22 protein-coding genes and 3 pseudogenes are annotated in these 25210 nt (G+C 63.3%); 12 read left to right on the top strand and 13 right to left on the bottom strand.

What is annotated here, in order from left to right:
• Together QRN42_RS17840 and QRN42_RS17835 are read right to left on the bottom strand one after the other, a co-directional pair.
• A pseudogene (locus tag QRN42_RS17840) lies at window positions 1–79 on the bottom strand (recombinase family protein); the annotation flags it as partial.
• A 584-nt stretch (window positions 80–663) separates the two neighbouring features.
• On the bottom strand, window positions 664–1872 hold the full coding sequence (locus QRN42_RS17835; RefSeq protein ID WP_284980447.1) for a GAF domain-containing sensor histidine kinase: 1209 nt from the start codon (window positions 1870–1872) through the stop codon (window positions 664–666).
• A 294-nt stretch (window positions 1873–2166) separates the two neighbouring features.
• Between QRN42_RS17835 and QRN42_RS17830 the strand changes: the two genes are divergently transcribed.
• The gene (locus QRN42_RS17830; RefSeq protein WP_284980446.1) at window positions 2167–2400 is read left to right on the top strand and encodes a hypothetical protein; all 234 of its coding nucleotides are present in this window, start codon (window positions 2167–2169) and stop codon (window positions 2398–2400) included.
• A 518-nt stretch (window positions 2401–2918) separates the two neighbouring features.
• Window positions 2919–4145, top strand: coding sequence for an MFS transporter (locus QRN42_RS17825; RefSeq protein ID WP_284980445.1), 1227 nt, complete (start codon window positions 2919–2921; stop codon window positions 4143–4145).
• Between the two features lie 151 nt (window positions 4146–4296).
• Here QRN42_RS17825 and QRN42_RS17820 read toward each other — a convergent pair.
• The 4 genes and pseudogenes from QRN42_RS17820 to QRN42_RS17805 form a co-directional block, all read right to left on the bottom strand.
• A pseudogene (locus QRN42_RS17820) lies at window positions 4297–4777 on the bottom strand (recombinase family protein).
• Window positions 4778–5189: 412 nt separating this feature from the next.
• Window positions 5190–6689, bottom strand: a complete 1500-nt coding sequence (locus QRN42_RS17815; protein ID WP_284980444.1) for a SulP family inorganic anion transporter — start codon at window positions 6687–6689, stop codon at window positions 5190–5192.
• A 341-nt stretch (window positions 6690–7030) separates the two neighbouring features.
• Entirely contained in the window at window positions 7031–8404 is a 1374-nt protein-coding gene (locus tag QRN42_RS17810) for an MFS transporter (RefSeq protein ID WP_284980443.1), read from the bottom strand.
• Between the two features lie 553 nt (window positions 8405–8957).
• Entirely contained in the window at window positions 8958–9512 is a 555-nt protein-coding gene (locus QRN42_RS17805) for a hypothetical protein (protein WP_284980442.1), read from the bottom strand.
• A gap of 326 nt (window positions 9513–9838) precedes the next feature.
• Between QRN42_RS17805 and QRN42_RS17800 the strand changes: the two genes are divergently transcribed.
• Both QRN42_RS17800 and QRN42_RS17795 read left to right on the top strand, forming a co-directional pair.
• The gene (locus QRN42_RS17800) at window positions 9839–11047 is read left to right on the top strand and encodes an aspartate transaminase (RefSeq protein WP_284980441.1); all 1209 of its coding nucleotides are present in this window, start codon (window positions 9839–9841) and stop codon (window positions 11045–11047) included.
• A 32-nt stretch (window positions 11048–11079) separates the two neighbouring features.
• Window positions 11080–11775, top strand: a complete 696-nt coding sequence (locus QRN42_RS17795; RefSeq protein WP_284980440.1) for a 4-carboxy-4-hydroxy-2-oxoadipate aldolase/oxaloacetate decarboxylase — start codon at window positions 11080–11082, stop codon at window positions 11773–11775.
• A 151-nt stretch (window positions 11776–11926) separates the two neighbouring features.
• Here the strand turns inward: QRN42_RS17795 and QRN42_RS17790 are convergent, their stop codons facing one another.
• Together QRN42_RS17790 and nac are read right to left on the bottom strand one after the other, a co-directional pair.
• Complete coding sequence (locus QRN42_RS17790) at window positions 11927–12169, bottom strand: hypothetical protein (protein WP_284976788.1); 243 nt, start codon at window positions 12167–12169, stop codon at window positions 11927–11929.
• A gap of 122 nt (window positions 12170–12291) precedes the next feature.
• A complete protein-coding gene (gene nac, locus QRN42_RS17785) occupies window positions 12292–13242 on the bottom strand; it encodes a nitrogen assimilation transcriptional regulator NAC (protein WP_284980439.1) in 951 nt (316 codons plus the stop codon).
• 394 nt (window positions 13243–13636) lie between these two features.
• Here nac and QRN42_RS17780 point away from each other — a divergent pair, with 394 nt between their 5' ends.
• The 8 genes from QRN42_RS17780 (at window position 13637) to QRN42_RS17745 (ending at window position 20569) form a co-directional block, all read left to right on the top strand.
• On the top strand, window positions 13637–14422 hold the full coding sequence (locus tag QRN42_RS17780) for a LamB/YcsF family protein (RefSeq protein WP_284980438.1): 786 nt from the start codon (window positions 13637–13639) through the stop codon (window positions 14420–14422).
• A 2-nt stretch (window positions 14423–14424) separates the two neighbouring features.
• On the top strand, window positions 14425–15156 hold the full coding sequence (locus QRN42_RS17775; protein ID WP_284980437.1) for a 5-oxoprolinase subunit B family protein: 732 nt from the start codon (window positions 14425–14427) through the stop codon (window positions 15154–15156).
• On the top strand, window positions 15153–16166 hold the full coding sequence (locus QRN42_RS17770; protein ID WP_284980436.1) for a 5-oxoprolinase subunit C family protein: 1014 nt from the start codon (window positions 15153–15155) through the stop codon (window positions 16164–16166). The genes QRN42_RS17775 and QRN42_RS17770 overlap by 4 nt, the downstream gene beginning before the upstream one ends.
• 146 nt (window positions 16167–16312) lie before the next feature.
• Window positions 16313–17074: an SDR family oxidoreductase gene (locus QRN42_RS17765; RefSeq protein WP_284976793.1), complete on the top strand. Its 762-nt coding sequence runs from the start codon at window positions 16313–16315 to the stop codon at window positions 17072–17074.
• A gap of 63 nt (window positions 17075–17137) precedes the next feature.
• Window positions 17138–18076: a 2-hydroxyacid dehydrogenase gene (locus QRN42_RS17760; protein ID WP_284980435.1), complete on the top strand. Its 939-nt coding sequence runs from the start codon at window positions 17138–17140 to the stop codon at window positions 18074–18076.
• Between the two features lie 62 nt (window positions 18077–18138).
• Complete coding sequence (locus tag QRN42_RS17755) at window positions 18139–18909, top strand: SDR family oxidoreductase (RefSeq protein ID WP_284980434.1); 771 nt, start codon at window positions 18139–18141, stop codon at window positions 18907–18909.
• Entirely contained in the window at window positions 18909–20000 is a 1092-nt protein-coding gene (locus QRN42_RS17750) for an L-idonate 5-dehydrogenase (RefSeq protein ID WP_284980432.1), read from the top strand. Before QRN42_RS17755 ends, QRN42_RS17750 begins: the two co-directional genes overlap by 1 nt.
• Window positions 19997–20569, top strand: coding sequence for a gluconokinase (locus QRN42_RS17745; protein WP_284980431.1), 573 nt, complete (start codon window positions 19997–19999; stop codon window positions 20567–20569). The genes QRN42_RS17750 and QRN42_RS17745 overlap by 4 nt, the downstream gene beginning before the upstream one ends.
• 337 nt (window positions 20570–20906) lie before the next feature.
• Here QRN42_RS17745 and QRN42_RS17740 read toward each other — a convergent pair whose 3' ends face one another.
• The 5 genes and pseudogenes from QRN42_RS17740 to QRN42_RS17725 all read right to left on the bottom strand — a co-directional run.
• A complete protein-coding gene (locus tag QRN42_RS17740; protein ID WP_284980430.1) occupies window positions 20907–21170 on the bottom strand; it encodes a type II toxin-antitoxin system RelE family toxin in 264 nt (87 codons plus the stop codon).
• Window positions 21167–21430: a type II toxin-antitoxin system Phd/YefM family antitoxin gene (locus QRN42_RS17735; RefSeq protein ID WP_241710893.1), complete on the bottom strand. Its 264-nt coding sequence runs from the start codon at window positions 21428–21430 to the stop codon at window positions 21167–21169. The genes QRN42_RS17740 and QRN42_RS17735 overlap by 4 nt, the downstream gene beginning before the upstream one ends.
• Window positions 21431–22706: 1276 nt before the next feature.
• Window positions 22707–22967: a response regulator gene (locus QRN42_RS18060; RefSeq protein WP_350224898.1), complete on the bottom strand. Its 261-nt coding sequence runs from the start codon at window positions 22965–22967 to the stop codon at window positions 22707–22709.
• 933 nt (window positions 22968–23900) lie between these two features.
• The gene (locus tag QRN42_RS17730; protein WP_284980429.1) at window positions 23901–24725 is read right to left on the bottom strand and encodes an alpha/beta fold hydrolase; all 825 of its coding nucleotides are present in this window, start codon (window positions 24723–24725) and stop codon (window positions 23901–23903) included.
• A gap of 91 nt (window positions 24726–24816) precedes the next feature.
• Window positions 24817–25210: pseudogene (locus QRN42_RS17725) on the bottom strand (integrase); the annotation flags it as partial.

Genomic DNA, 25210 nt, shown 5'->3' with positions numbered 1-25210 from the left:
GAACCTGGCCTTCGAGCTGGCGTTTCTCATTCTGGTCAAGAGTGCTTACTCGGACATACCCGATCCGTTGTCCTGCCACCGCCGCCTCCAACAGTCGTCCTTTCATGTTGAGTCCTAGGCTCCTCTCAGAAGAAAGCCAGGACAAGGTGTCCCGGTCGTCTGGTTGGGGTGCACTCCAATGGCAGATGTTGGTGAGGCCCACCATGCTTCTTTGTCCGACGGACGTTTCATCCGGGACCGCCTTGGACGGGAGGCCACGTGCGGCTTGCCCCCCTAGCCGCATCGTTGCCCGACAGTCACGTCGGCAGGCACAGACAAAAGGCCTGACAGGGTGAAGGATGTGAGGGGTGTGATCCTGACCGTTGGCTATGCTGGCACTTTCATGTCCATTGAACTCCTGGCAGCCTACGCCGACGTTATCTATCTGCCCCGGCCGCCACTACGACCCCCGACGTAGAGACTGTAGCTACACCGTTCCTGACCGACACGGCACCGGCACGGCTCCCCGCAATTTGTCCAAGGTCGTCGTGCCCGCGGGCCTGGTCGGCATCCTAGTGCGCTGATGGTGCCCATCTGCATGTCCGACATTCGATGCCCGCAGGTGCAGCGGAGGGCGGACCGCCTACCTCACTGTTCCGCCGCTTCCTGCCCACGGTTCGGTGATCAGCTGTCGCTGCCCAGGTGAATGGTTACTACGGTCCCGGGCCCGGACGCCGGACCGATCTCCAGGCGGCCGCCGGCGGCCGCCGCTATCCGGGCACAGGTTGCCAAGCCCAGACCGGTTCCTGGCGGGTCGCCTTCCCTGTGCAAACGGACCAGCGGGTCCAGGACCCGTTCGCGGTCGGATTCGCTGATTCCCTTCCCGTTGTCGATCACCCGCACGGCCACACTCCCGTCTCTGCGTGCGCCTGTGACCCGGATGACCGGGGGAACGCCGGGCCGGCAGTAGGCGACGGAGTTATGGATCAGGTTCTGCAGCAAGACCCTCATCTGAACGGGATCGGCGCTGAAGCTCAAATCATCACAGTCCACCACAGCGCTGCTCGCCTCAAGGCTCGCGTCCAGATCCTGAAGGACCTCACCGACCAGGGCCGTGAGAGAAAGCGGGACCGGCCGGACATCTCCGCCGACGGTGGCATAAGCAAGGACGTCTTCGACCATGTCGAGCATCCTTTGCCCGGAACCGGCCACCACGTCCAGGTACTGGGCTATCTTTGCATCAGAAGTGTTCCGGGCCTCCGCCTGGCTCAGTTCGACGTAGCCGAGGATCGATGTCAGGGGATTGCGGAGGTCGTGGCTGATACGGCCGGCAAACTCGGCAAGTAAGGTGTTGCTGCGCTGCGCTTCGGTCAGCGCGCTGGCCAGTTCCCCCGCCCGGTGCTGCAGAGTAAGGGCTTCGACGACTTCTGCTGCCAGGATCTCCAAGCCCTGACGTTGCCGGTCGCTGAGCTGGCCGGGTTCTCTTGCCCCGGCGCAAAGCGTGCCAAGGACAAACCCATCATCACTGACCAGCGGCACCGAAGCGTAGAACCTGACCGCACCGCGGCGGCCGTCGACGAACGGGTTGGAGCTGTACCGGGGATCAAGCGACGCGTCCTCCAGGACCGTGGAGGTCCCGCTCAGGAAACCGACCGCGCACATGGAATCCTCGCGGCTGCACAAATACGGTTCCATCCCGGCACTTGCCACCTGATACTGCAAATCTTCGGTGAGGATGTTAATCGCAGTTACCGGCTGACCGCTCACCGTACGGGCCAACTCCACCAGGTTCTGCAGGCGCTCCGAGGGCACCGGAACAGCAATCCGCAGCCCTGGCCCGGGAACAGGCAAACCCTTCCGGGACAGCACCGCATCCCTGGCCAGCTCACCCACCCTCACCACTGGCGCACCGGCCGGGACGACCCAACACAGCTCATGTCACCAGGGCTCAATACCGGTACTCGGGTTACGCACATTCAGCCATCCTGTCAGATGAACACCACCCCACCCCGTCACAAAACAGCCCGGTTCTGGAAGCACCTCCTCACCACCCCCTCAAAACCGTAAACAGGACATGTCGGTCGGGCAGGGCGCGCCCTATCTCAAGGGTGCATTCGTCGATGGCTCCGCCTCACCCCGAGCCGCCCGCCGGGCATCGGACGGCGCGCACGCGACATAGATCAACCAATGCTCAACAATGCTTCGACGATCCCGTATTTAACACCTGCCATCACGATCGGGATGGACGGCACCTGCCGGAACAACACATTCGAAGGCGACGTCGAGCTGAACATGCAACAGGGCCTGGCGCCCGAGAAAGTTCAAGACTGGTTTGAACCCTTCAACGGCGCCTTCGTCCACCCTACGTGCGGTGAAACTCTTCTCGAAGGCCGCCTCTGCCACGGCTTGAAAAGCCGATAAGCACCCTTCCGTAACGTTACGGCCGCTTCGGCCAGGGTCTGACGGCCGCGCTGATGGGGGAGGGGGCTGGGCTAACCCCAGCTTGGCGTAGCGCAGATACTGGTGGACCGCCTCTTTGCTGATCCTGTGATCGTGGGCAAGGAAGGCTTTCGGTACACCATTGCCGGCCCATTGAGCTAGCTCGGTCGGTCGTTCCGGCGCTAGAAGCTGGTAGTCCTCCCGGGGGGCCAGCATCCGGCCGCTCACGCCGGGCCAGGCACGCCTGGATCTGTCCTGGGAAGGGACGGGATTTGCGAAGCCTGCCCGAGTGTTGAATGGACCGGGTCTTGCACCAGTGGCCCTCGTGGGGCCATTAAGTGGGGCCATAAACTTGCTCAGTTACTTAGCTCTCACGCGGCATGTCCGTAGAGTAAGTTGTCGACGAAGTGAAACGCTTAGTCAGAGCCTGCGCCGGTTCGCAATTGGAGCAGAGCGGGCGCCGAAGGCTCCTTAGCTCCCGAAGGAGGGAAGAACCTACGATGCCCGCTACTACTCGGAACGCGCCGGACCGCACCGCCGGCATCGGTTTTGCCTTCATCGGTGTTCTGCTCATTGCAGTCAACCTTCGGGTGTCTTTTGTCAGCGTGGGACCGATCCTCACGAATATCAGTAGTGACCTGGGCCTGTCCAGCGCGGCAGCGGGATTCCTCACGGGTCTTCCGCTCATTGCTTTCGCGGTCTTCTCACCCGTGGCGCCTCGTTTCGCTTCCCGCCTCGGTCTGGACCGTGCGCTGTGGATGTCACTGTTGATCCTCGCCTTGGGCATCGTGCTCCGCTCCTTACCCGTGCCCGGCTTCATTTGGGCGGGCACGGCACTGATCGGCCTGGCTATCGCGTTTCTCAATGTTCTCGTCCCCTCGCTCGTGAAGCGTGATTTTCCGACGAGGGTCAGCCGGGTCACTGGATTTTATACGGCCACGCAGGCCGCCTTTGCCGCTGTGGGGGCCGCCGTCGTCGTTCCCGTTGCACAGACGTCGCCGGAAGGGTGGCGGCTTGCCCTCGGGGTTTGGGTGGGTCTGGCCCTCATCGCCTTGGCCGTGCTCATGCCGTGGCTGCGCCGGCACGGGATAAGCACCACGCATGGCACCGCGAGGGACCCCGCCTCCTACCGGTCGCCCTGGGCCTCCGCCTTGGGCTGGCAGGTGACGATCTTCATGGGACTGCAATCGGTCGCCTTTTACGTCCTCATGGCATGGCTTCCCACGATCGAACAAAGCCGCGGTGTCCCCGCTGCCACCGCTGGCATCCACCTTTCCGTTTTTCTGCTCATCAGCGTCTTTGCCAGCCTTGCCACAGGGGGAATCCTTCACCGGGGTTCGGACCAGCGGCTCGTATCCTTCACCAGTGCCGCGCTCACGTTCGTAACGTTTCTCGGGCTCGCACTCGCGCCGGACCTCATATTGCTGTGGGTCCTACTGGGGGCAATCGGGTGCGGAAGCCTCATTGTCATCGCCCTGTCTCTCTTCAGCCTGCGAACCGTGAACTACCCGCAGGCAGCGTCGCTATCGGGCATGGCGCAATCCGTGGGTTACGCACTAGGTGCAGCGGGCCCAGTCATCTTCGGTGGCCTTCGCGACCTAAGCGGGAACTGGGAACTTCCGCTGCTCCTCACCGCGGCCATTATGGTGGTCCTCGCCGCGACGGGTGTGCTCGCCGGACGGGACAAGGTGATCAGCAGCCCAGCAAGATTCCACGAGGCTTCCTGAACCTGAACTGGGTTCGCGACCGACCGGACATGCTTGGCACGAAGCTGGTGGCCTATGTCGGCGCAGTGAAAGAAGCCCAAGCTGTCCCACAACGGGTCGACGGGTAACAGAAGCCTGCGCAGGTCACGTCGGAGCCGGTCGGGGGAGCGGTTTACTCCAGTTTGGTTTGACGCAGGTACTGGTAGACGGTTTCCCTGCTGATTCCGTAGTCGCGCGCAAGTAAGGCTTTCGGGACACCACTGCCCGCGCGCTCGACCAGCTCAGCGGCCCATTCCGGTGTGAGGGTCTTTTTGCGGCCTTTGTAGGCGCCGCGCTGCTTTGCCAGGGCAATGCCTTCCTTTTGGCGTTCCCTGATGAGGGAGCGTTCGAATTCGGCGAAGGCACCCATCACGGAGGCCTTGGACGAGGGCGCGCAAATCATCGAGGTTGCGCGCGAGCCGATCCATGCTGTGCACCACCACGGTGTCGCCATCGCGGGCGAAACGCAACAGCTCGGTCAGTTCTGGCCTGGAAGTATCCCTGCCTGAGGCCTTGTCCATGAAGACCCGGTCCAGAACCTGGCCATCTAGCTGGCGTTTCTCGTTCTGGTCCACCGTGCTTACACGCACGTACCCGATCCGCTGTCCGGCCACTGTTCGCCTCCAACTTGAGCCCGTCAGGTTGAGTTCTAGGCCTGTCTCAGAAAGAAGTCAAGGCGAGCACGGCAACCTGTCAGATTGGGATGCGGGGAGCCTGACGATGAGCTTCAAGCCCTCATGGCGGACTGTTGCGGATGTTCGCTACTACAGAGGATGGAGACATCGGAATGCCTTTGCTCTCTTTAGAGCGACGTACATCCGCAGGCTGCGAAAACAGATGCGACCGCGAATTCGGTGAGGACCAGGGGAGGCCAGCGCGCCGACGCGGAATCGATCCGTTATCGGCGAGCGTCCGCGGCGTGTGGCGATCGAAACCTGCTAAATCATTGCGGGGTGACTCTTCCGTGATGTCCGGAGCCTCGCTGCCGCAGCATTGTTGTCCCGCTTCTTTGCGTGTGCTGGAAAGTCAGGCACCCAAGTGTCCGGTGAGACGGCGGTGGAAGCCGGTGCTGCGTTCATCGAGGCCTTCGATTGCCACCGTGGCGCCGTGGTCGGCGTACTTGGTTTCGATGGAGTCAATGGCGGCGACGGTTGAGGCGTCCCAGATCTGGGCGCTGCTGAGATCGATGGTCACCGAGGCGGGGTCGTCGGCATAGGCGAAGTGCTCCACCAGGTCATTGCTGCTCCCGAAGAACAGTGGTCCCACCACCGCATAGCGGACGCTTTCGCCGTCGCCGGCCACGGTCCGCTCAACGCTGATGACGTGGGCCACCCGGCGGGCGAACAGCACCATCGCCAGGATGACGCCCATCAGGACGCCGTAGGCCAGGTTTCCCGTAAAGACCACGACGGCGACGGTGACACCCATGACCGTCGTCTCCGGGATGGGCATCCTCTTCAGGGTGGATGGTTTGACGCTGTGCCAGTCCACGGTGGTAACGGCGACCACCATCATGACCGCGGCGAGGGCCACCATGGGGATCTGTCCCATCATCGAGCTGAGCCCCGTCACCAGGGCCAGCAGGAACAGCCCGGCCACGAAGGTCGAGATACGGGTGCGGGCCTGGCTGGTCTTCACGTTGAGCACCGTCTGGCCGATCATGGCGCAACCCGCAATGCCGCCGTAGAAACCGGCGAAGATGTTTGAGACACCCAGGGCCCAGGATTCGCGGCCCTTGTGCGAGGGGGTGCCGGTGATGTCGTCAACGAGTTTCGCCGTGAGCAGGGTTTCCATGAGGCCGACGAACGCCACGCTCAGCGCGGTGGGAAAAATCAGCTGGAAGGTGGCAAGGTCAAGCGGAACAAGGAAATGGGTGAGCCCGGGCAGCTTGCCCGTGAGCGGGCCCTCGTCCGCGACATTCGGAACGGTGAGTCCGGCGAGAATGACGATTGCGGTGACGACGACGATGGCCACCAGCGGCGACGGGAGCACCTTGGTGAGGCGCGGCAGGATGAAAATGATCGCAAAGGTCAGGGCGAACAGGACGTAGGCGAGCCCCGGGACATTGAAGACGTGGGGCACCTGCGCCATGAAGATCAGCACACCCAGGGCGTTGACGAACCCGATCATCACCGACCGCGGAATGAACCTCATCAGGCGGGCCAGGCCGGCAAGGCCAAAAGCTACCTGGATCACGCCCGCGAGGACCACGGCCGGTAGGACATATCGGACACCGTGCCCATGCACCAGCGGGGCGATCACCAGGGCCACGGAACCGGCTGCCGCAGTAACGACGCCCGGCCTTCCGCCCAGGATGGACATCGCCAGGGCCAGCACGATGGAGGCGACGAGGCTCACCATGGGGTCCACCCCGGCGACGATCGAGAAGGAGATGACTTCCGGTACGAGTGCGAGGGTGGTGACCATTCCGGCCAGGACCTCGCGGCTGAGTTGCCGCGGGGAGTGCAAGGCCGTAAGGACGGTGACGGGTTGCCTGATTGGTCGGGTACGGTCGGCGACGGACAAAGAGCGACTCCAGGGGAATTGGCCCTCTTTTGAAGAGAGCGGTGTGCAACGTTTCTGCGTCGCGCTGCACCCGTCAAGTCTGCCAAGAAAGAACATTGGGGCTGGAGAACGGATGCGCCAGGGACTCGCGGCTGCAGAGTGAGCCGAGTTGGTGACGTAGAGTTCTCCACCGGCTAGGCGGGGCATTACGCGCGACATGAAGACCTCTTGGTCGTTGGCTGCGTGTGGTAACCACCAAACTAAGAGGTCTTCACGTATTCACGATGTAACGAACGTCCTGACTCGTACAGCTAGTTTGCCATCAGTTCAGGGGCGATTACCCGTCACTTCTGCATTTCAGGCTAACCAGAGAGGCCGGGCGTGGCTGTGCTCGGGGACACGGCCGTTAGGACGGCGGTCTCCTGCTCGCCCTGCTGGACCTCGTCGAGTTCCTTGAGTGTGTAATTTTTGGTCTCCTTGGCGGTGAGGGCTGAGATTCCTGCCAGGACCATGAACCCGAGTGCGACCATGGACGGCCCAACCCAATCTTTCAGATCGGGGCCAGCGAGTGCTGTCGAGAGAACGGGGCCGATGACGCCCGAGATGGCGAAGCCGATCTGGGTGCCAAGGGCGAGTCCGGAGACGCGCAGCCGGCCGGGGAACATCTCTGCGAAGAACGAGGGCCAGGACGCGTTCACCATTGAGTAGAAGAGGGAGTAGTTGATGATGCCAAACAGGAAGATCAGCGACCAGTTGCCGGTCGTGATTGACCATAGGTAGGGCACCATTGTGATGCCCGCGCCGCCCGTTGCGATGAGGAACATCGTTTTGCGGCCGATCTTGTCCACAAGGAATCCTGCCAGGGGCGTGATTCCGAGGGCGATCACTGCCGAGACTGTGGTCGTCAGGAGCATGGTCGGCTTATCGAGCTTGTATCCGGCGGTCCCGAATGCTACCGAGAAGGTTTGCATCATGTAGCTTGTGCCCGCGATGAGCGCACAGAATACGATCCGCAGCACCGCGCGCCAGTGGAAGCGCAGAAGGTGCCTGAGGGGGGCGACGTTCACCTTGGCGGCCTGGACCTTTACGAACTCGGGCGGCTCTTGGATGTGGCGGCGGATCAGGTATGCAGCGACGACTACGACGGCGGAGGCCCAGAACGGAAGCCGCCAACCCCAGCTCAGCAACTGCTCCGAGGGCATGGCCGCGACAGGGATGAAGACCAGCAGGGTGAGCAGCGTGCCCGAGGAGGAGCCTAAGGTGGTGAAGCTTGCGAGGAAACCGCGTCGGCCCTCGGAAGCATGCTCCAGGCTCATGGTGATGGCACTGGGCTGCTCGCCGGAAAGGCACAGTCCTTGGATGACCCGGATCAGTACGAGCAGGATCGGAGCCAGAGGACCGATTTGGGCGTACGTGGGGAGGCACCCGATAAGGAAGGTGCAGCCGCCGATGCCGAATAGTGTGATCATCATGACGAATTTGCGGCCACGGCGGTCACCCATTGGTCCGAGGATGAGAGAGCCGAGGGGGCGTACCGCGTAGCCGACCGCGAAGGTGATCATGGCAAGCAGCACGCTGATGCCTTGGGGAAGCTTGGGCGAGAAGAAGAGGACGTTCAGAATCAACGCGGACGAGGTGCCATACACCGCGAAGTCGTAGTACTCCAGCGTGGTGCCGATCCAGGCCGCGACTGCGGCCCTGACCGGGGTCTTCCTGGGAAGTGTGGTTTCTGTCATTTCGTCTCCGGTGGCGGTGGGTGAACGGCGGCCTGCGCCTACACGTGGGCTGGAAAAAGATCTCGATTGAGAGCGCCTTATTGGTTCTGCTGCGGCCTCCCCGGTGGGACATCGTGTGTTTCTACGGCTTAGCGCGCTGGCCTCAGACATCACGTTAACGTTTATGGCGCGGGTCACACAAAGACAGCTTTTTTGTCCCTACATAGCGATTTCCTATGGAGGATCTCGTTGAGTAGGGAGGCGTTGCACACCGGAAGTTCAACGCGGAGCGGGGACTCCGCGGAGCTGTCCCTCCAACCCGGGTAAGTAAGTGGCCTTCACCCGGCTGCGGCAGCAGGGCAGCGTGGCCAGGCACGCAGCTCATCCGGGTTGCGGTAAGCCGGTCTACGGTGTGCGCCACCAGCATCTGTGACTTGCGCTGTCTACGGGACTGGCAAAAGAGCGTGTACCCAGTTGATACACAACCCGCGGGCTCCGGTTGTTCGCGGCATAAGTCCTCTACCCAAGGGGCGAAGACGACTGGCAGCGGACCAGCCGGGACGGATCATCCTGGCTAGGCCACGCGCAATCTTACGCCCCTAGTCATTTTGCGGATTTCGTCGGGCTTGAGGCCGCTTGCCCCGGCAAGTTGGTAGTCGTCCAGCAGCCCGGATTTCCTGGCCAGGGCCAGTACCTGCCTCCGTTCCTCTTCTACGGCCGTCCGGGCGCCTTCTGCCGCTGCCCGCTCCGAAGCCAGTCCTGCAATGAGGTGAAGATGGCCGCTCCGGCTTTGGCCCGACGGATACAGCTCCCCTCGGGCCGCCGCGGCCGACCGGATACTGGCGGCAGGCAGGCCGGCGGCCTGCGCGAGGGCGGCGACCTTCACGCCGTCGCACAGTGCCTGGGCAACGTAGTCACCGAGCTCGGCGTTGAGGGCACGGACCCGGCTGGAGCGGAGGGCGAGGGTCGTCCGCAGCTGGGCCAGCGTGGCCAGGGATTGTTGGGCGCGGACAGTGGCGGGATCTGGCTTCGGCGCGCCCCGGTACCGGTAGGCGGCCCTACCGGTCCTGCCCGTCCCGGTCTCCGGTGTCCGCGGAAGTATCCGTTCCTGAATCTCTCTGCCGGGCACCCCTGCTCCTTGCCTTTCGTTGGTGCTTCAGTGTCAGCGCGCTTCCGGACAGTGGGGGCATCTTTCCGCGGTGCGCCCCGATGGCGTGGGAGGAACGTCGCGGGGGGTCCGTGCTTTCTTGGGTCCGTTGTCCATCCCGCAGGTTACGCCTATGGCGAGCCGGGACGGCAATACCGAAAGTGCGTGGGGCGATACGCGAAAGTTCTGGCTGCTCGGTCATAAGAGCTGCTTATCTGTCCACACACTTTAGGTCTTATCCAAGAGGGGCGCTCCTTCCCTAGGCTCGGATGAACCACCCTCATAGCTCCGGAACCCTGGAAGAGACCATGCCTGAATTCGTGCCCGCATCACGCGTAACCCGTATCAAGTCCTCACCCAGCGTTGCCGCGGCGGCACGTGTTCGGGAGCTCAAGGCCGAGGGCCGCCGGATCCTGGACCTGACCGTCGGAGAGCCGGATTTTGATACACCGCAGCACGTCAAGGACGCCGCCATCGCTGCCATCGGCCGCGGTGAAACCAAGTACACATCGGTTACCGGCACGCCCGAACTGCAAAAGGCGATTCTGCAGACCCTGAAGCGCAAGACCGGCCAGCAGTACACGCCGGCCGAGATCACGATCGGAGGCGGTGGGAAGCAGGTCATCTTCACCGCATTCATGGCCACCCTGGACCAGGGCGACGAGGTCGTCATCCCGGCACCGTACTGGGTCTCCTACCCGGACATGGTGCTCGCCAACGAAGGCACCCCAGTCATTGTTCCCTGCGGCGAGGACACTGACTTCAAACTCACCCCTGAGGCACTGGCCGGGGCACTAACGGACCGCACCAAGTGGGTCATCCTCAACACGCCCTCCAACCCCACCGGAGCGGTGTACTCCCGGGAAGAACTGGCCGGCCTGGCCGCCGTCCTCAGGGAGCACCCCGCTGTCCACGTCCTCACTGATGAGATCTACGATGAGATCCACTTCGGCGAAGAGCACATCACCAGTCTGGTGACCGTTGCCCCTGAGCTCAAGAACCGTGTGCTGGTCACGAATGGCGTTTCCAAGGCCTATGCCATGACGGGCTGGCGGCTGGGCTATGCCGGGGGACCTGCACCGCTGGTTGCGGCCATCAACAAACTGCAGTCCCAGATGTCGTCCTGCCCGTCCTCCATCAGCCAGGCCGCTGCCGCCGCGGCACTGACCGGGGATCAGGCATTCGTCCGTGAAAGCGTGGACGTGTACCGTGAACGCCGCGATAGTGCAGTGGCGGGACTCAACGCCGTCAAGGGCCTGCAATGCACGACGCCGGAGGGCGCCTTTTACGCCTACGTCAACTGCGCCGGGGTCATCGGCAAAACGACTCCCGGGGGCCGGCAGATCACCAACGACGAGGACTTCACCCTCTACCTTCTGGAAGCAGCGTCTGTTGCCGTCATCCAAGGTTCGGCCTATGGACTGAGCCCCTACTTCCGGATTTCCTACGCCACCGGGTTGCCGGTGATCGAGGAATCCATTGCCGCCATCGAAAAGGCCGTCCAGGCACTGTCCTGATTTCCCTTCCCCTTTGAACAACAGGAGCACCCATGATCCACGTCAAAACGAAATTCGACCGGCCCTCAGAGGACGCCATCCAGCGTCTGGCCAAATTCTCGTCCGCCACAGTGCACGAAGCACAGGGCCGCAAAGGTGCCCTGAGCTCGAAGATCAAGCCCATCGACCGCGGCATGACCTTTTGCGGGCCCGCCGTCACCGTGGTCTGTGCGCCGCGGGACAACCTGATGCTGCAAGTGGCCATCCACTATGCGCAGAAGGGTGACGTTGTCCTGGTAGCAGCCGGTGAGTACGAGGAGGCCGGCACGTTCGGTGACGTTCTGGGCAACGCCATGAAGGCGAAAGGCCTGGCCGGTATGGTCACGGACTCCGGTGTCCGTGACACCAAGGACCTGATCGAACTTGGATTGCCCGTGTTCTCAGGCAGTGTCTGTATCAAGGGCACCGTGAAGGAAACGATCGGCCCCATCAACCACCCCCTGGTGTTCGGCGGTGAGATTGTCTACCCGGGCGATATCCTCCTGGGGGACGCCGACGGTGTGGTGGTGGTCCGCAAGGACGAGATCGAGGAAGTCATCAAGCTGTCGCAGGCACGCGTGGACGCGGAAGACGAGCTCATTCGCCGCTACAAGGATGGGGGCACCACCATCGAGTTGTGCAAACTGACGGACGTGCTGAAGGCCAAGGGCCTGCTGGTGGAGGACGCCGAACTGGAGCCATCCCTGTAGTCACCCCTCGCATCGATTGCCGGTACTGGTCGTTTTGACCCCTTCCTTGTAACGGCAGGTACCCGGCATTTGACGCGGTTACGCCAAGAGGCCCGGCGTTCCTTTCGGAACTCCGGGCCTTGCCTCTTGCCGTTTTGAGTCGATGAGCCGATCAGTTCATGCCGGGCAGCAGATGCGCCGTCGGTCCCGCCTGGGCGTCGTCGAGGTACCACATGGTGGAGCCGCGCCTGCCCGGGGGCATCATGCTTCCCTCGAACACGAAGACGGGCTCGGTGGCGGGCCCGTCTTCGGGACGCCAGAAACCGTTGGCTGGGCAATGCGAACCGGTACTGGCTTTCAGCTGGATTCTTCCTTCAGTTGCCTTCCGGTACTGAGTGCTGGTGATCTTTTTCATGGCGGGGCTCCAGGGAATTTTGTTGCCGGGGTTTCGCATTGGCGAAACCTTTATGGTCTTTATCCTAGAACTTACGCAATTCCCTGAATAAGACTAAAGCGGAGTGACCTGATAAGCCCTGCTTATGATGCCTCGAACGGTGCGGTGGGGAGCGGGGGATATTTACTCCGGAGTATCTCCTGCAGCATTTCCTTGAGGACCAGCAGGACGGCGGACGCGGCTTCGGATAGGGGCTCATGGTCGGGCGTGCATAAGGCAATCCTGCACTGCAGTGCAGGCTCGACGATTCTCAGGACCCGGAAGTCCTCCTCATGAAACAGGGCATCCGCCGCTGACTTGGGCAGGATGGTCGCTCCGAGGTCCGTGCGCAGCAGCCGGGTGAGGGAGGGAACCGATTCCACCTCGCCCACCAGCTTCAGTTTCAGGCCCTTGCTGTCGATGCCCGCCTGGACCACCTGGCGAAGGGTATGGATCTGTTCCGGCAGGAAGAGGCCCACGGCAGCCACCTTGTCCAGGGTGATGGTGTCCGCGTCGGCGCTAACGGGCAGCTCCCGGCGGGAGTTAACAATCAGGTACAGGTCCTCGACGATGAGGGTGGTGAACTGCACCCCTCGGACGGGGCCAGGCTCATAGATGAGTGCCATGTCCAACCGGCCGTTCTTGATGGCCTCACTGAGCACGCCGCCATATATCTCCGTCAGGTGCAGCACGATGTCCGGGTATCGGCGGCCCACTTCACTGATGATCCGGGGAGTGAGGCTCGAGGCCATGCTGTACGGGGCGATCGCTATCGAGACTCGGCCCGAAGGCGCAGCTCCTGACGCTGCCACATCCATCCTGGCTTGCTCCACGAGTCGCAGGATGGTCTGCGCGTGCCGGTACAGCGTGTGGCCGGCCGCCGTAGGCTCCACGCCCTGCTTGCTCCGGATCAGGAGCCGCTGTTTCAGCTCCGTTTCCAGGGCTGACACCTGCTGGCTTAGCGCGGGTTGGGCCACGTGGAGGGCGGCGGCCGCTTTGGTGATGCTTCCTGAGTCGACAATCTTGACGAAGTACGCCAGCTTACGGGTGTCCATAGCGCTCCTCTTTTCCAGCGGGGATGGCACAGCATGCGGGGTCATACGTTGGCGCTATGGCGGGACAGGCATTACGTCTTTGTGTGATCCGAGTCTCGGGCATAGGTTAGTTGCAGATGACTTTCCAATGACCAAGACATTCTATCCCCGCCTAGCCATCGCCGATTTTGATGGCGGCATATGTTTTTTGCATAAGTGAGGGAAGGGTTTATTGTTCAGCACGATTTTTGCAGTTACGAACCGAGAACCGAAAACATCTTTTGGGATCGGTGCCAATAACGTTTTCACGGTCGGAACTGTTCCCTATAGGGGATATAACATTCGTTTTTGTATGGTTCACATTCCGATGCCACGCTCATTTAGTCCCGCAGTACCCGGTATAGAAAGGCCCCTAATGCGCACAGTCGATCTCGTAGCGGATCTTGGTGAAGGTTTTGGTGCCTACTCGATCGGTGACGACAAAGCCCTGCTGGAGATCGTGTCCAGCGCCAACATCGCGTGCGGCTTCCATGCAGGGGACCCCGACATCATGGACTCCACTGTGGCTGAATGCGTCAGGAAGGGAGTCAGCATAGGCGCCCATCCAAGCTTCCCGGATCTCCGCGGCTTCGGCCGCCGGGCCATGGACCTCACCGCTGATGAAGTCCGCAACGACGTCATCTACCAGCTGGGAGCCCTCTCAGGGTTTGCCACCTACCACGGGGGTTCCGTCTCCCACTTGGCCCCGCATGGCCGTCTCGGAAACCTGGTGGCGACACGCGCCGACTATGCCGGAGCCGTAGCCGATGCCGCCGTGCGGGTGGATCCGGCCCTGATCATCCTGGCGCAGGACGGTGAACTCGCCACCGCCGCGGCCGAGCGCAGCCTGCGGGTTGCCATCGTCGGCATCGCGGACCGGGCCTACCAGGATGACGGCACACTGGTGCCGCGCAGCCGGCCCGGCGCTGTGATCCACGACCCCTCCGTCATCGTCCAGCGCACCGTGCGGATGGTCTGTGACGGACTGATCGAGACTGCCTCCGGCAGGGACATAGCTATCCAGGCAGACACGGTGCTGTTGCATGGCGACAACCCGGGCGCCGTCGATCTCGCCCGCCTGATCCGCAGCGAACTGATCGCCGCGGGCGTCACCATCGCACCGCTGGCGCAGGTCCTCGCCGCAAAGCAAAAGATTTCCTGACCATGGCCACCCCAACGACGACCAGCCGGACAAGACTAGACATCTATGAGTCCGGTGACGCCGCCCTGCGCGTGGTGGCACGGTCCGGTGACGCGGAAGCGAACTGGACCACCGTCCACTCGTTGGCCGGTTGGCTGGCCACCGCCGGCATCGATGGCCTACGTGGCGCCGTTCCCACCTACGACTCGGTCCTGGTCGAATTTGACCCCTACCTCACCTCGGCGCGTCAGGTCCGGGCGTTCGTCCTCCTGGCAATGCGCCAATTGGACTTTGTCGGCACCACCCTGCGCGAGCCGCGCCGCTTCGAAGTCCCCGTGGTTTACGGCGCCGACTATGGGCCCGACCTGGAGCGCGTTGCAGAACACCAGGGCCTGGACGTTGAGGACGTCATCGCCCGGCACACCGCCAAGACCTACGTCATTCGCTGCCTCGGGGCGCCGGCAGGATCTCCCATGATGGACGGACCGGACTTCCCCGTGCCGGTACCCAGGCTCAAGGACCCGCGGTTGTCGGTTCCTTCCGGTGCCGTATCCGTGGCAGGCCGCCAGGCCGTGATCGCCCCAGCCGTGGCACCGGGCGGCTGGTGCGTCATCGGGCAGACGCCTCTAACAGTGCTGGACGCAGCACGCGAACCTCTGGTGCCTTACGTCCCCGGCGACGAACTGCGCTTCTACCGGATCCCGGCAGATCGCTTCGGAAGCTTCGCCGGGCAGTTCTTGGAGGCGCAGCCATGACCGGTTCCCTGATCATCCTGCAGCCGGGCCACTCCGTGGTCACGGACCTGGGCCGGACGAGGGGCCCCGCCTACGGACTCCCTGTCAACGGCGCCTTGGACCAGTACTCCGCCAAGGCCGCGAACATCCTCGCCGGCAACGACGACAACGACCCCCTGCTCGAACTCACGGCGCTGGACTTCCGGATGCGCGCCACCACGGACGTGCTGATCGCCGTCACCGGTGCACCCCTTGACCTGACAGTGGGTGGACGCGAGTGCCCGCAATGGGAACCGGTGTCCGTCCGGGCCGGCGAAGTCGTGGCCGTACGGGGAATCCGGACCGGGCTCCGCGCCTACATCGCCGTCCATGGATCCTTCACGGTCCCCAGCCTGCTCGGCAGCTGCGCCCCTGACACCGTAGTGGGCTTCGGACTGAAGCTCGCAGAAGGCTTCCCCCTTGAAACGCAGAAGACCACAGCTCCCATCACCCAACCGCACTTTGGCCTGCCGCTGTTCCGGCTCGACCTCACCAAACCCGCCTTCACCACCAACCCGGTCATCGACGTCACCGACGGTCCGGACGTGGCGGAATTCGGAGAAACGGCAGACCTGCTGTTCACAACCCAGTACACCGTGAGCCCCCGCAGCAACCACATCGGTCTCCGGCTCGGTGGTGCCCTTCCCGAACGCCAGCTCACATCCGAAGTCCTATCCCGCGGCGTTCCGGTTGGGGCCATCGAGGTCCCGTCCCGGGAGGAGCTGCTGGTGCTGCATCGGGGACGCGGCGTAACGGCGGGCTACCCCGTCCTGGCGGTGGTCACGAGCCGCTCCCTGGACCTCCTGGCCCAAGCCAGGCCAGGACACACCGTCAGCTTCAGAAAGACAACCGTGGCGGAAGCAACGGCTACCCACCGGACAGCCTGCCTGGAACTGGACAGGCTCCGGAACACCATCAACACAGTCTTCGGCCTCCTTGGCATCGGCGCTGGCCAGCGCTGGTACGAACTCAGCCCAGCGTCCGGAGCCTGAACCACATGAATGCTTCTCCCACCGCCAAGCTACGCGCCCACACGAACCACCACGCGATCCCTACCCCTGCCAACCCCCCGCTACTACGTCCAGCCCCATAGCCGGACGCACGAGCCCTCCCGACTTCCACCACTTTTGGAGCACCAATGCCCTTTTCCGACTACACCACCGCCCTCGTCACCGGAGCTTCTACCGGAATGGGAGCTGCCATCGCCGAACGACTGGCCAAGCGCGGCCTCACGGTCCACGCGGTGGCCCGCAACGAGGAACGCCTCACCGAGCTTGCCGACCGGACAGGAGCAGTCCCGCACGTGGTGGACCTGACCGACACGACCGCGCTGGCCGCCGTCGTCCGTGACCTGAAAGTGGATGTCCTGGTCAACTGCGCGGGAGTCTCCCGGCCGGGCAACATCCTGGATTCCTCGGCGCAGGACATCGACGAACTGGTGGACGTGAACCTGCGCGGCCTGCTGCAGCTCACCCGGCTGGTGCTGCCAGGCATGGTGGAGCGGGACCTCGGCCACGTGGTGAACATCAGCTCCATCGCCGGGACCTACAACTTCTACGGCCACACGGCCTACCACGCCACCAAGGCCGCGGTGCACCAAATCTCCCGGCAGCTCCGGAACGACACCGTGGGCAAGCGCATCCGCGTCACCGAAATCTGCCCCGGCAGGGTGGAAACCGAGATCTTCGGCCGGAATATGGGCGGCAGCCCTGAAGCCATGGAAGAAGCCTGGCAAACGTACTACGAAGGCTACGAGTCGCTGACCACCGACGACATCGTCAACGCCTTGGACTACGCCATCGAGACCCCGCGGCACGTCAATGTCGGCATGCTTGAACTCATGCCCACGTTCCAGGTGCCTGGCGGCCTGACCTTCGACCGCCGGGGGAACTCCGACTAAAACCGTCCCCGACACCCAAACCCGGGGAACTACCTTCCCACCGCCAACCGATAGGCCCTCACGATGCAATTAGTACGAACCGTCAGTTTCCCGGACTCCCGGCTCCTGGCCGATCTCTCCCCGCTTCCCGAAGGACTACGGGGCGTCGTGTGGGACATGAAGGACGAGCCGGGGGAGGAGTTGGGTGGCATCGACGGCGTCATCCTCCCGTACATCGATGCAGGGGCAGTGCTGGGTTCGCTGGGCAAGGTCCCGGACCTTAAATTCGTGCAAACACAGTCAACAGGGTACGACGGCGTCCGCGAGGCCGCCGGCCCGGGCGCCGCAGTGGCAAACGCCTCGGGCGTCCACGCAGCTGCCACCGCGGAGCTGGCCGTGGGCCTCATCCTTGCCAGGCTGCGGGGCATCGACCAGGCCGTCAAGGACCAACAGATTGAAAGCTGGAAGCCGCAGCGCCGCCAGTCCCTGGCCGATCGCAAGATCCTGCTGCTGGGCATCGGCGGGATCGGCAAGGAACTCGCCCGGCGGCTGGAACCCTTCGAAGTCACCATCACCCGGGTGGGAAGCACGGCCCGCACGGACGCGGACGGACAGGTAAACGGCCCAGAGGATCTGGTAGCCCTGGCCGCGGACCACGACATCCTGGTCTCCGTCCTGCCCCTGAACGACAACACTCACCACCTGGTGGGCCGGGAAGTCCTGGCCGCCCTGCCCGACGGAGCCTTGGTGGTAAACGTGGGCCGCGGCGCCGTGGTGGACACGGACGCATTGACCCGGGAAGTGGTGTCCGGCCGCCTGCAATGCGCCATCGACGTGGTCGATCCCGAGCCGCTGCCCGCCGGCCACCCGCTGTGGTCCGCGGAGAACGCCCTCATCACCCCGCACGTGGGTGGCAACGCCTCGGCCTTTGAGCCCCGGATCCTGAAACTCCTGAAGCAGCAGCTCGAGGCGCTGGCCACCAGCCAAACCCCGGCCAACCTTGTCCAGCAGGGCCCGTTCTAAGGGCGGCCGGTACCTGATGGAGGCCGCCACACGAAACGACAAGAAGAGGAAGTAACCAGGACATGACAGGGCTTTTTGATCTCACGGGGCGCGTAGCCCTGGTCACCGGTTCGAGCAGGGGCATCGGTTCGGCCCTTGCCAAGGCACTGGCCGACGCCGGAGCAACGGTAGTGCTCAACGGCATCAACGAGGAACGTCTCAAGGACGCAGCCGCTGCCATGGCAGCGGATTTCCCGCCTGGCCGGATCCACAGCATTGCCTTCGACGTGACCGACGACGGCGCTGCCGCCCGCAGCATCCGCTGGATTGAAGAGAACGTCGGCCCGCTGGAGATCCTGGTCAACAACGCCGGAATCCAGCACCGCGTCCCGATGCTGGACCTGGACGTGGCTGACTGGGAGCGCGTCCTCTCCACGGACCTGACCAGCGCCTTCCTGGTGGGCCGCGAAGCTGCCCGGCACATGATCGAACGGGGCCGGGGCAAGATCATTAACATCTGCTCTGTCCAGACCGACCTGGCCCGGCCCACCATCGCCCCCTACATCGCCGCGAAGGGAGGGCTGCGGAACCTCACCCGCGCCATGACCGCCGAATGGGCGGCCTCCGGGCTGCAGATCAACGCGATCGCGCCGGGCTACATCCACACCGAAATGACGCAGAACCTGGTCGATGATGAGGAGTTCAATTCCTGGATCCTCGGCAGGACCCCTGCCCACCGCTGGGGCACCGTGGAGGACCTGGCCGGACCGGTGGTGTGGCTGGCCTCGGATGGCTCCAACTTCGTGAACGGACAGACCATCTTCATCGATGGCGGAATGACGGTGGTGGTCTGATGGCCCTGAATGCTGACCTGACGGCAGAGCTGGAAGAACTGCCCGCCACCGGCCCGGCGCTGGTGGCTCACGGCGCTGGCGACCTGCGGATCGAGGAGGTCCCGCTGCCCCAACCGGCAGCCCATGAAGCGGTGGTGGAGGTCCGCTACGGCGGGATCTGTGGCTCTGACCTGCACTATTGGCTGCACGGTGCTGCCGGGGAGTCCATCCTGAAGGCCCCACTGGTGCTGGGCCACGAAATTTCCGGCACAGTGGTTCGTGCCGCTGCCGACGGGTCGGGACCACAGGCCGGGACCGCCATCGCAGTCCACCCCGCCACACCCGGCCCAGGCGCGGCCAAGTATCCCGCGGACCGGCCCAACCTCTCCCCGGGCTGCACCTACCTTGGCAGCGCTGCCCGCTACCCGCACACGGACGGCGCGTTCAGCCGGTACGTCACCCTCCCGGCGCGGATGCTGCGGCCCCTTCCCGACAGCATTGACCTGCGCACGGCGGCCCTGATCGAACCCACGTCCGTGGCCTGGCATGCCGTGTCCCGGGCCGGTGACGTCCGCGGGAAGACTGCGCTGGTGATCGGGTCCGGACCCATCGGCGCCCTGACCGTCGCCGTCCTCAAGCGCGCAGGCGCCGCCCGGATCACCGCCGTCGACCTGCACCCCAAGCCGCTGGAGATCGCCACAGCCGTCGGCGCGGATGAGGTGATCAACGCCGCGGACACCCCGGCCATCGCCGCCGTCGAGGCCGACGTCGTGATTGAGTCCTCCGGAAACCACCACGGCCTCGCTTCCGCCATCAACGGCGCGGTACGCGGCGGAACAGTGGTGATGGTGGGCCTGCTGCCCACCGGCATGCAGCCGGTGCCCATCTCACTGGCCATCACCCGCGAACTGGACCTCAAAGGCTCCTTCCGCTTCAACGACGAAATAGACCAGGTGATCGCCGCCCTCGCCGACGGCTCCCTGCACATCGAGCCCGTCATCACCCACGAGTACCCCCTATCCGACGCCCTGCACGCCTTCGAGACCGCCAAAGACTCCACCACCTCAAGCAAAGTCCTCCTCAGCTTCGGCAAACCGGGGGATGCCCAGTGAGCGGGCATCTGCCTCCTTTGGTAGTGATGGGTGTGTCCGGCTGCGGAAAGTCCACCGTCGGCGCCCTCCTGGGGCAGCGGCTGGGCATGCTGTTCTTTGACGGGGATGATTTCCACCCTGCAGCCAACAAGCAAAAGATGGCCGCCGGGGATCCGCTGACGGACACGGACCGAGAGCCGTGGCTAGCCCGGCTAGGGCAGTTGCTTGCAGGGAAGGACGATGGCGGCGCGGGAGTCCCGCCGATTGTTGCCTGCTCCGCGCTGAAACGCCGGTACCGGGACCTCCTTCGCAGCTATGCACCGGATGTTGTCTTCGTCCACCTCGCCGGCACTGCGGCAACAATCGGCGCACGGATGGACGCCCGTTCCCACGAGTTCATGCCGCGCGCACTGCTGGACTCCCAGTTCACCGCGCTGGAAGACTTGGAGGCGGACGAGGCCCATGTGCTGGGCGATATCACCCAGCCCCTGGACGTCCTGGCCGAGATGCTCGATCTGAAGCTGAAGCTCGCTGATGCAGTCATGACCGGGGCCGAAGGTGACGCTTCGGGAAGTCCCCCACCTGCGTGAAGCAGGAGAGGGTTTCCTCCCCGGCTCAAGCCGCGGAACCCGCGCCACAGGACACCGAAGCCACCTCTGTCGGGACTGGACCAGCTGACGCGAACGGTTCACCGCGGAAAAACATTTCGCGCCGCTCCGCCTGGTCAACGGCGACATTCCGGAAACCCTGGGTGCCCCGGCGGGAATACAAGGACCGAGCCCCTTCTCGAGCCTCTCTCCTGCCTGTAGGGCGCGCCGATAATGAAGATTTCGTCAATCAGGGGGAGTGGACTTCGGACCAGAGTTGTTCAAACCCAACTGACAGCTGGTTCGCCGTACAAGGCCGATGGGGCCATGTTCGGGATCCTCAGCGTTTCTTGTAGATGTCCCTGCGGTTTCCGACTGACACGACGAGGACGGTTAGGACGTTGTCGTGGATTTCGTAGATGACCCGGTAGTCACCGGTCCGTACGCGCCATTCACGATCGCCTCCGACAAGTTTCTTCGCTCCTGGCGGCCGGGGATTCTCGGACAGCAGTTCGATGGCCGCCCCGACCCGCTGCCTGGCTTGGGGATCGAGCTTGCGCAGCTGTCGCAGTGCTGCCTGGTCAACCTGGACCGCGTAACTCACAGCAGGCCCAGGTCCGCCTTGACCTCATCCCACGGTATGGGTTCTGCGCCGGCGGCGCGTTCTTCGCGTGCGGCCTGGACCGCGCGGAGGTCCTCCAGATCTTCGGCCGCCTGCAACAGCCGGTCCAGGTCTTCGGCGTCGATTACCGCTGCCAGCCGCCTGCCGTGCTTGGTCAGCCACACAGGATCGTGCTGCATTCTTGCTGCATCGACGGCCTCGGCAAGGTGCGTGCGCGCGGAAGTCAGGGTCATCTCGCTCATGAACCCAATCTATACAAAAATGAACAAACTGTATAGACCGCACATTTTGTACGTTTTGCCGATAATGGACGTTCTGTCGTCGGTCTGGCCGGAAGGTCTTGTCATGTTCTTTGGTGCCGTCTCGGTCATGTACCTGATGAAGGAGGTGAAGCTACTGTGTTGGATCTTTCATCGTTCTGGCGGGAAGAGTGCGGTCGGATTTTCGTCGTTTCGACCGGTGGTACAGGGTGCAAACGAGCAGGCAATCTGTAGTGGCGTCAGCTCCGCTGATCATGTACTGGAGACGCGCGCGAGAGATGATCTGGTTCCCAGTTTTCGGGGTCGATCGAGCAAAAGGGAAGTGTGGACAGTGTCCACACTTTTCTCTTCGGACTGGCCATTATTGCGGTCGAACTGCCCCGGATTCCGCACGTTTCCGCCAGCTCCCAGCAATCACAAGGCCTGGAATCGCGTTCGAGTCCCACCTCGGGCACAGTGTTTCCGCAGGTCAGTAGCTTTTTGTCTTCTTACTGTTGACAAAGCTTGACATTTTAGAATTCGTCGTTGCGTCAGCTCCGCCTCTCTGGCAACATGAGCTCTGGATCGCGCAGCATCCTATGCACCTATCGGATTAGATGTTCTCTTCTAGGCGCACCCGAAAACCCTGGCCAGGTGAGAGTTGGAACACGCGTCCGCGGTCCGATGGGCCGCTCCCGCTCGGGCCACCACGAGGGCGACCTGCGGCATACACTCGGGGCAGAAACTTGCTGCTTTTCTGGTGCATTTTGAGTGGCATTGGATCGCATTGAACCGCGATGCCGGGTTCCCCGCCCAACGCGGAGCCGTTGCAGCAGTCAAGCCATGTGTTGCGTGGCGGGCACCGTTGAGTGGTCGTGGTAAGGAGAAAGCTCGACGCTCGGAACGGAGATGCGCAATGAACCTGCGTCCGGGGCACCATGGATATGCATATCAGGACATCGTCACCGCTAATGCGTTCGTCGATTCAATCCGAACCTACAGGCCCGTTTTACGGGGCCGGGCGACTAACGCCCCACCTGCGGCCGCACCGAACGACAGAAACAGGATCATCAGCCAGAACACATCCGTTGCCCGCGAGCAGTGAGGTCCTCGGGAGCAGGCCGTAGGGCAGAAATCAGTCCCGTTGGTCCATCACAACCCCGTCACGGAGCAGATGCTGATGGTGGGCAAGCGCCGTGAAGCTGCTGAAGCCCTGCTCGCCGACCGTTTGCGCGACCGAAGAACAGCCCACCCCTAATCCTGCTTCGGGCGTATCACCTCAGGCAGGGCCCAGGCGAAGGGCTGGTGTTCGGACCAGTGGGCATAAGTCAAGCCCTATGGCTCTGAGTTGGGCCAGCCTGAAGGGTTCGGTTTGGTAGGCGCTGGCGCCGGCGGCAGTGCCCTCCAGTTCGTCGCTTGGTTGAGCGAACGCGGTGATCATCAGTATTGGCGCGTTCGTGAGATCGGGCAGTCGGGGCGCGGTTTCGAGGCCGTTCCTGCCTGGCAGTCCCACGTCGGGAGTGATCAGGGCCAGCTCCAAGCCAGCGGCGGTGAGCAGGCCGTCCGTTCCGGTCTATTCACCATGCCCCCTGGAAGCCCATGCCGGGGAGGATTGCCTCGAGGAGACCACCGATGCCCAGGTCATCCTCGATAACGAGACGAATACGGCGTGAACTCATGGTTTTCCCTGCCACCTTCTGGACAGTCTACGACCAGCCTCCCGGAGTGTGGACGCCGGCCCGGCATCCAGTTCAAGAGATCGCCTGCGCGGCGCAGAGACAGTGTCCCGGTTCCAAGGAAGTGCGACGATCTACCGAAGGGGTACGAATCGCCGGGCGCGCCACCATGCGATCGAGTCCGGGGGCGCTTGCTGCCGGACGCGGGCTAATTCCTCTAGAGGGAGGAAAGGCCCGCAGAACACTACTGAGGTCGCTGCTGCTGCTACTACCTTGGCGTAGTCAGGACACCGATGAATGCGTATGCGAATAGCCCGATTGCAAGCACCCCGAGAATACCTACGATGCGCCTGCCCTTAAACGGTTGACAGGCGGCGTCCAGGTCGTTCGTGTGATCCGCCGTCAGAGGTTCACGCACGGCGGGTGCGGCCAAATCGTCTTATACGGACTCGTACCTTCAGCTGGTGTTCGGCGACTGGTCAGGAAGTTCCGTAATCCCACTGCCTACCTCTCCTTCTCAAACTAGTGTCCCGCCTGGGATTAGGGGAAACCAGGCGGGACATCCGCACGCTACCGACCCATTCTGACAATTCTCAGGGAACCTCGCCTCGGCTTCGCTCCAACCAGTTATCGGGGCTCCTCTCCGCTTCGCTCCGTGGCCGGGCGTTGGGTGTTGCCGACCTGTCGCAGAGCTCCTGCCCGTCATCACCCGTTTGTCTAGACGATGCTCCTATAGACGTCAAATCCTGATTCTGTGGAGTATGGCAGTCCGATTCAGGCCGGTACGCCGGCCCCCTTTAACCGGCCGCATTTGCGGACTGCCTCAACATCGCGTCGATTTCCGTAGCCAGTTCCCTGGCGTGGTCGAGGAAGCCCATGTGGCCGCCCGTTACCGTCCGGCGGCTGACTCCCGCATGGGAAGCTACCCACTCGGCCGCCTCCACGAAGAATGGCGCTGTCTGCTCGGCACTGAGTACGGCCAGCGGCACGCTCATTCCTGCCAATGCCACGAGCTCGGGCCGCCAGGAGGCAAAGGCTCCGAACTCCGCTTCCAGTAGGACCCGGGCGTTTGTCCGGAGTCCGTCGAGAAAGTCCGGCGGCAACAACGCGGCGGCATCTCCTGCCGCGAATTGGACGAAGGCCTCGGCACCGCCTGCAAGTCCGCCGGCCTCCACGCCTGCCGCAATCACCGGCTGCACGGTGGCCATGGCGTCGTCGGGATTGGACAGAACGCCCAGCAGCGCCGGCTCGTGCAGCACGGCTCCGGTAAAACGCTCGGGAGCTTTCAGGACGGCGGCCAGCGCTATCAACGCCCCGGTGCTGTTGCCGAACACGACACATGGCACGGTCCCGAGCTGTTCCAGGAGGGCAACAACGTCGCTGGCATGCTGGTCCACTGACGTTTCCGCCCAGTCCGGTTGCTGCGAACTTCGTCCGTTGTTCCTACGGTCATAGGCGATGACCGTGTGGTTCTGGGTCAACAGCCGGGCCAGATCAACGTATTGCCGGGCGTCGCCTCCGGCGCCGGGGACCAGAAGCACCGGCGTCCCATGACCTGTCACTTCAACGTGAAACGTGGCGCCGTTGGCTGCCACTAGAGCGGCCCCGTCGATTGCGCTCATTGCCTTCACCTTTCCGAATGCGGTTTACCTTCCCCTTCATTGGACGCCCGGGCGGGACCCGCCGTCCAAGACCGGTACCTGTTGCCTCACGTCAATAGGTCCGGGAAGCGTGGTTCGTTGCCTCATGTGAAAAGGTCCGTTTCGGGGCCTTGTTGAACCAGGCGTTGGTTTTGTAGTCCCTTGCTGGTGCTTTGGCTTTGGCCAGGGCTTCCAGTTCACCGGTCAGGGCGAGGATTTGCCGGGACAGGGCTGCGGGTTTGAGCCGTTTAAGTTGGGCGTTCATGCCGATGACTGCCCGTTTTCGGACCTCGGGGTGGTGGGCGGCACGCTGGTGTGGGGTGATTGCCTGGTCGTGTTTCTTGATGACCTTCGCGCCGTGGCGCGTCTTCGAAACCAGCTTTTGTTGCGGCAGAAGATAGTTCGTGAAGAGGGCGTCCAGGTCCCAGATCTCGTTGAGTTTCGCCAGTTCGGTCGAGGTGTCGTAG

Origin of the sequence: Arthrobacter sp. fls2-241-R2A-200 (genome assembly GCF_030209745.1) — a bacterium.
Lineage (GTDB): Bacteria > Actinomycetota > Actinomycetes > Actinomycetales > Micrococcaceae > Arthrobacter.
The sequence above is the reverse complement of the archived record's forward strand: the minus strand, read 5'-3'. Positions and strand labels throughout refer to the sequence as shown.

Excerpts from the sequence above, each read along its gene's own strand:
- QRN42_RS17830 (WP_284980446.1), top strand. The coding sequence starts at position 2,167 with ATGCTCAACAATGCTTCGACGATCCCGTATTTAACACCTGCCATCACG.
- QRN42_RS17825 (WP_284980445.1), top strand. The coding sequence starts at position 2,919 with ATGCCCGCTACTACTCGGAACGCGCCGGACCGCACCGCCGGCATCGGT.
- QRN42_RS17810 (WP_284980443.1), bottom strand. The coding sequence starts at position 8,404 with ATGACAGAAACCACACTTCCCAGGAAGACCCCGGTCAGGGCCGCAGTC.
- QRN42_RS17800 (WP_284980441.1), top strand. The coding sequence starts at position 9,839 with ATGCCTGAATTCGTGCCCGCATCACGCGTAACCCGTATCAAGTCCTCA.
- QRN42_RS17795 (WP_284980440.1), top strand. The coding sequence starts at position 11,080 with ATGATCCACGTCAAAACGAAATTCGACCGGCCCTCAGAGGACGCCATC.
- QRN42_RS17790 (WP_284976788.1), bottom strand. The coding sequence starts at position 12,169 with ATGAAAAAGATCACCAGCACTCAGTACCGGAAGGCAACTGAAGGAAGA.
- nac (WP_284980439.1), bottom strand. The coding sequence starts at position 13,242 with ATGGACACCCGTAAGCTGGCGTACTTCGTCAAGATTGTCGACTCAGGA.
- QRN42_RS17780 (WP_284980438.1), top strand. The coding sequence starts at position 13,637 with ATGCGCACAGTCGATCTCGTAGCGGATCTTGGTGAAGGTTTTGGTGCC.
- QRN42_RS17775 (WP_284980437.1), top strand. The coding sequence starts at position 14,425 with ATGGCCACCCCAACGACGACCAGCCGGACAAGACTAGACATCTATGAG.
- QRN42_RS17770 (WP_284980436.1), top strand. The coding sequence starts at position 15,153 with ATGACCGGTTCCCTGATCATCCTGCAGCCGGGCCACTCCGTGGTCACG.
- QRN42_RS17765 (WP_284976793.1), top strand. The coding sequence starts at position 16,313 with ATGCCCTTTTCCGACTACACCACCGCCCTCGTCACCGGAGCTTCTACC.
- QRN42_RS17760 (WP_284980435.1), top strand. The coding sequence starts at position 17,138 with ATGCAATTAGTACGAACCGTCAGTTTCCCGGACTCCCGGCTCCTGGCC.
- QRN42_RS17755 (WP_284980434.1), top strand. The coding sequence starts at position 18,139 with ATGACAGGGCTTTTTGATCTCACGGGGCGCGTAGCCCTGGTCACCGGT.
- QRN42_RS17750 (WP_284980432.1), top strand. The coding sequence starts at position 18,909 with ATGGCCCTGAATGCTGACCTGACGGCAGAGCTGGAAGAACTGCCCGCC.
- QRN42_RS17735 (WP_241710893.1), bottom strand. The coding sequence starts at position 21,430 with ATGAGCGAGATGACCCTGACTTCCGCGCGCACGCACCTTGCCGAGGCC.
- QRN42_RS17730 (WP_284980429.1), bottom strand. The coding sequence starts at position 24,725 with ATGAGCGCAATCGACGGGGCCGCTCTAGTGGCAGCCAACGGCGCCACG.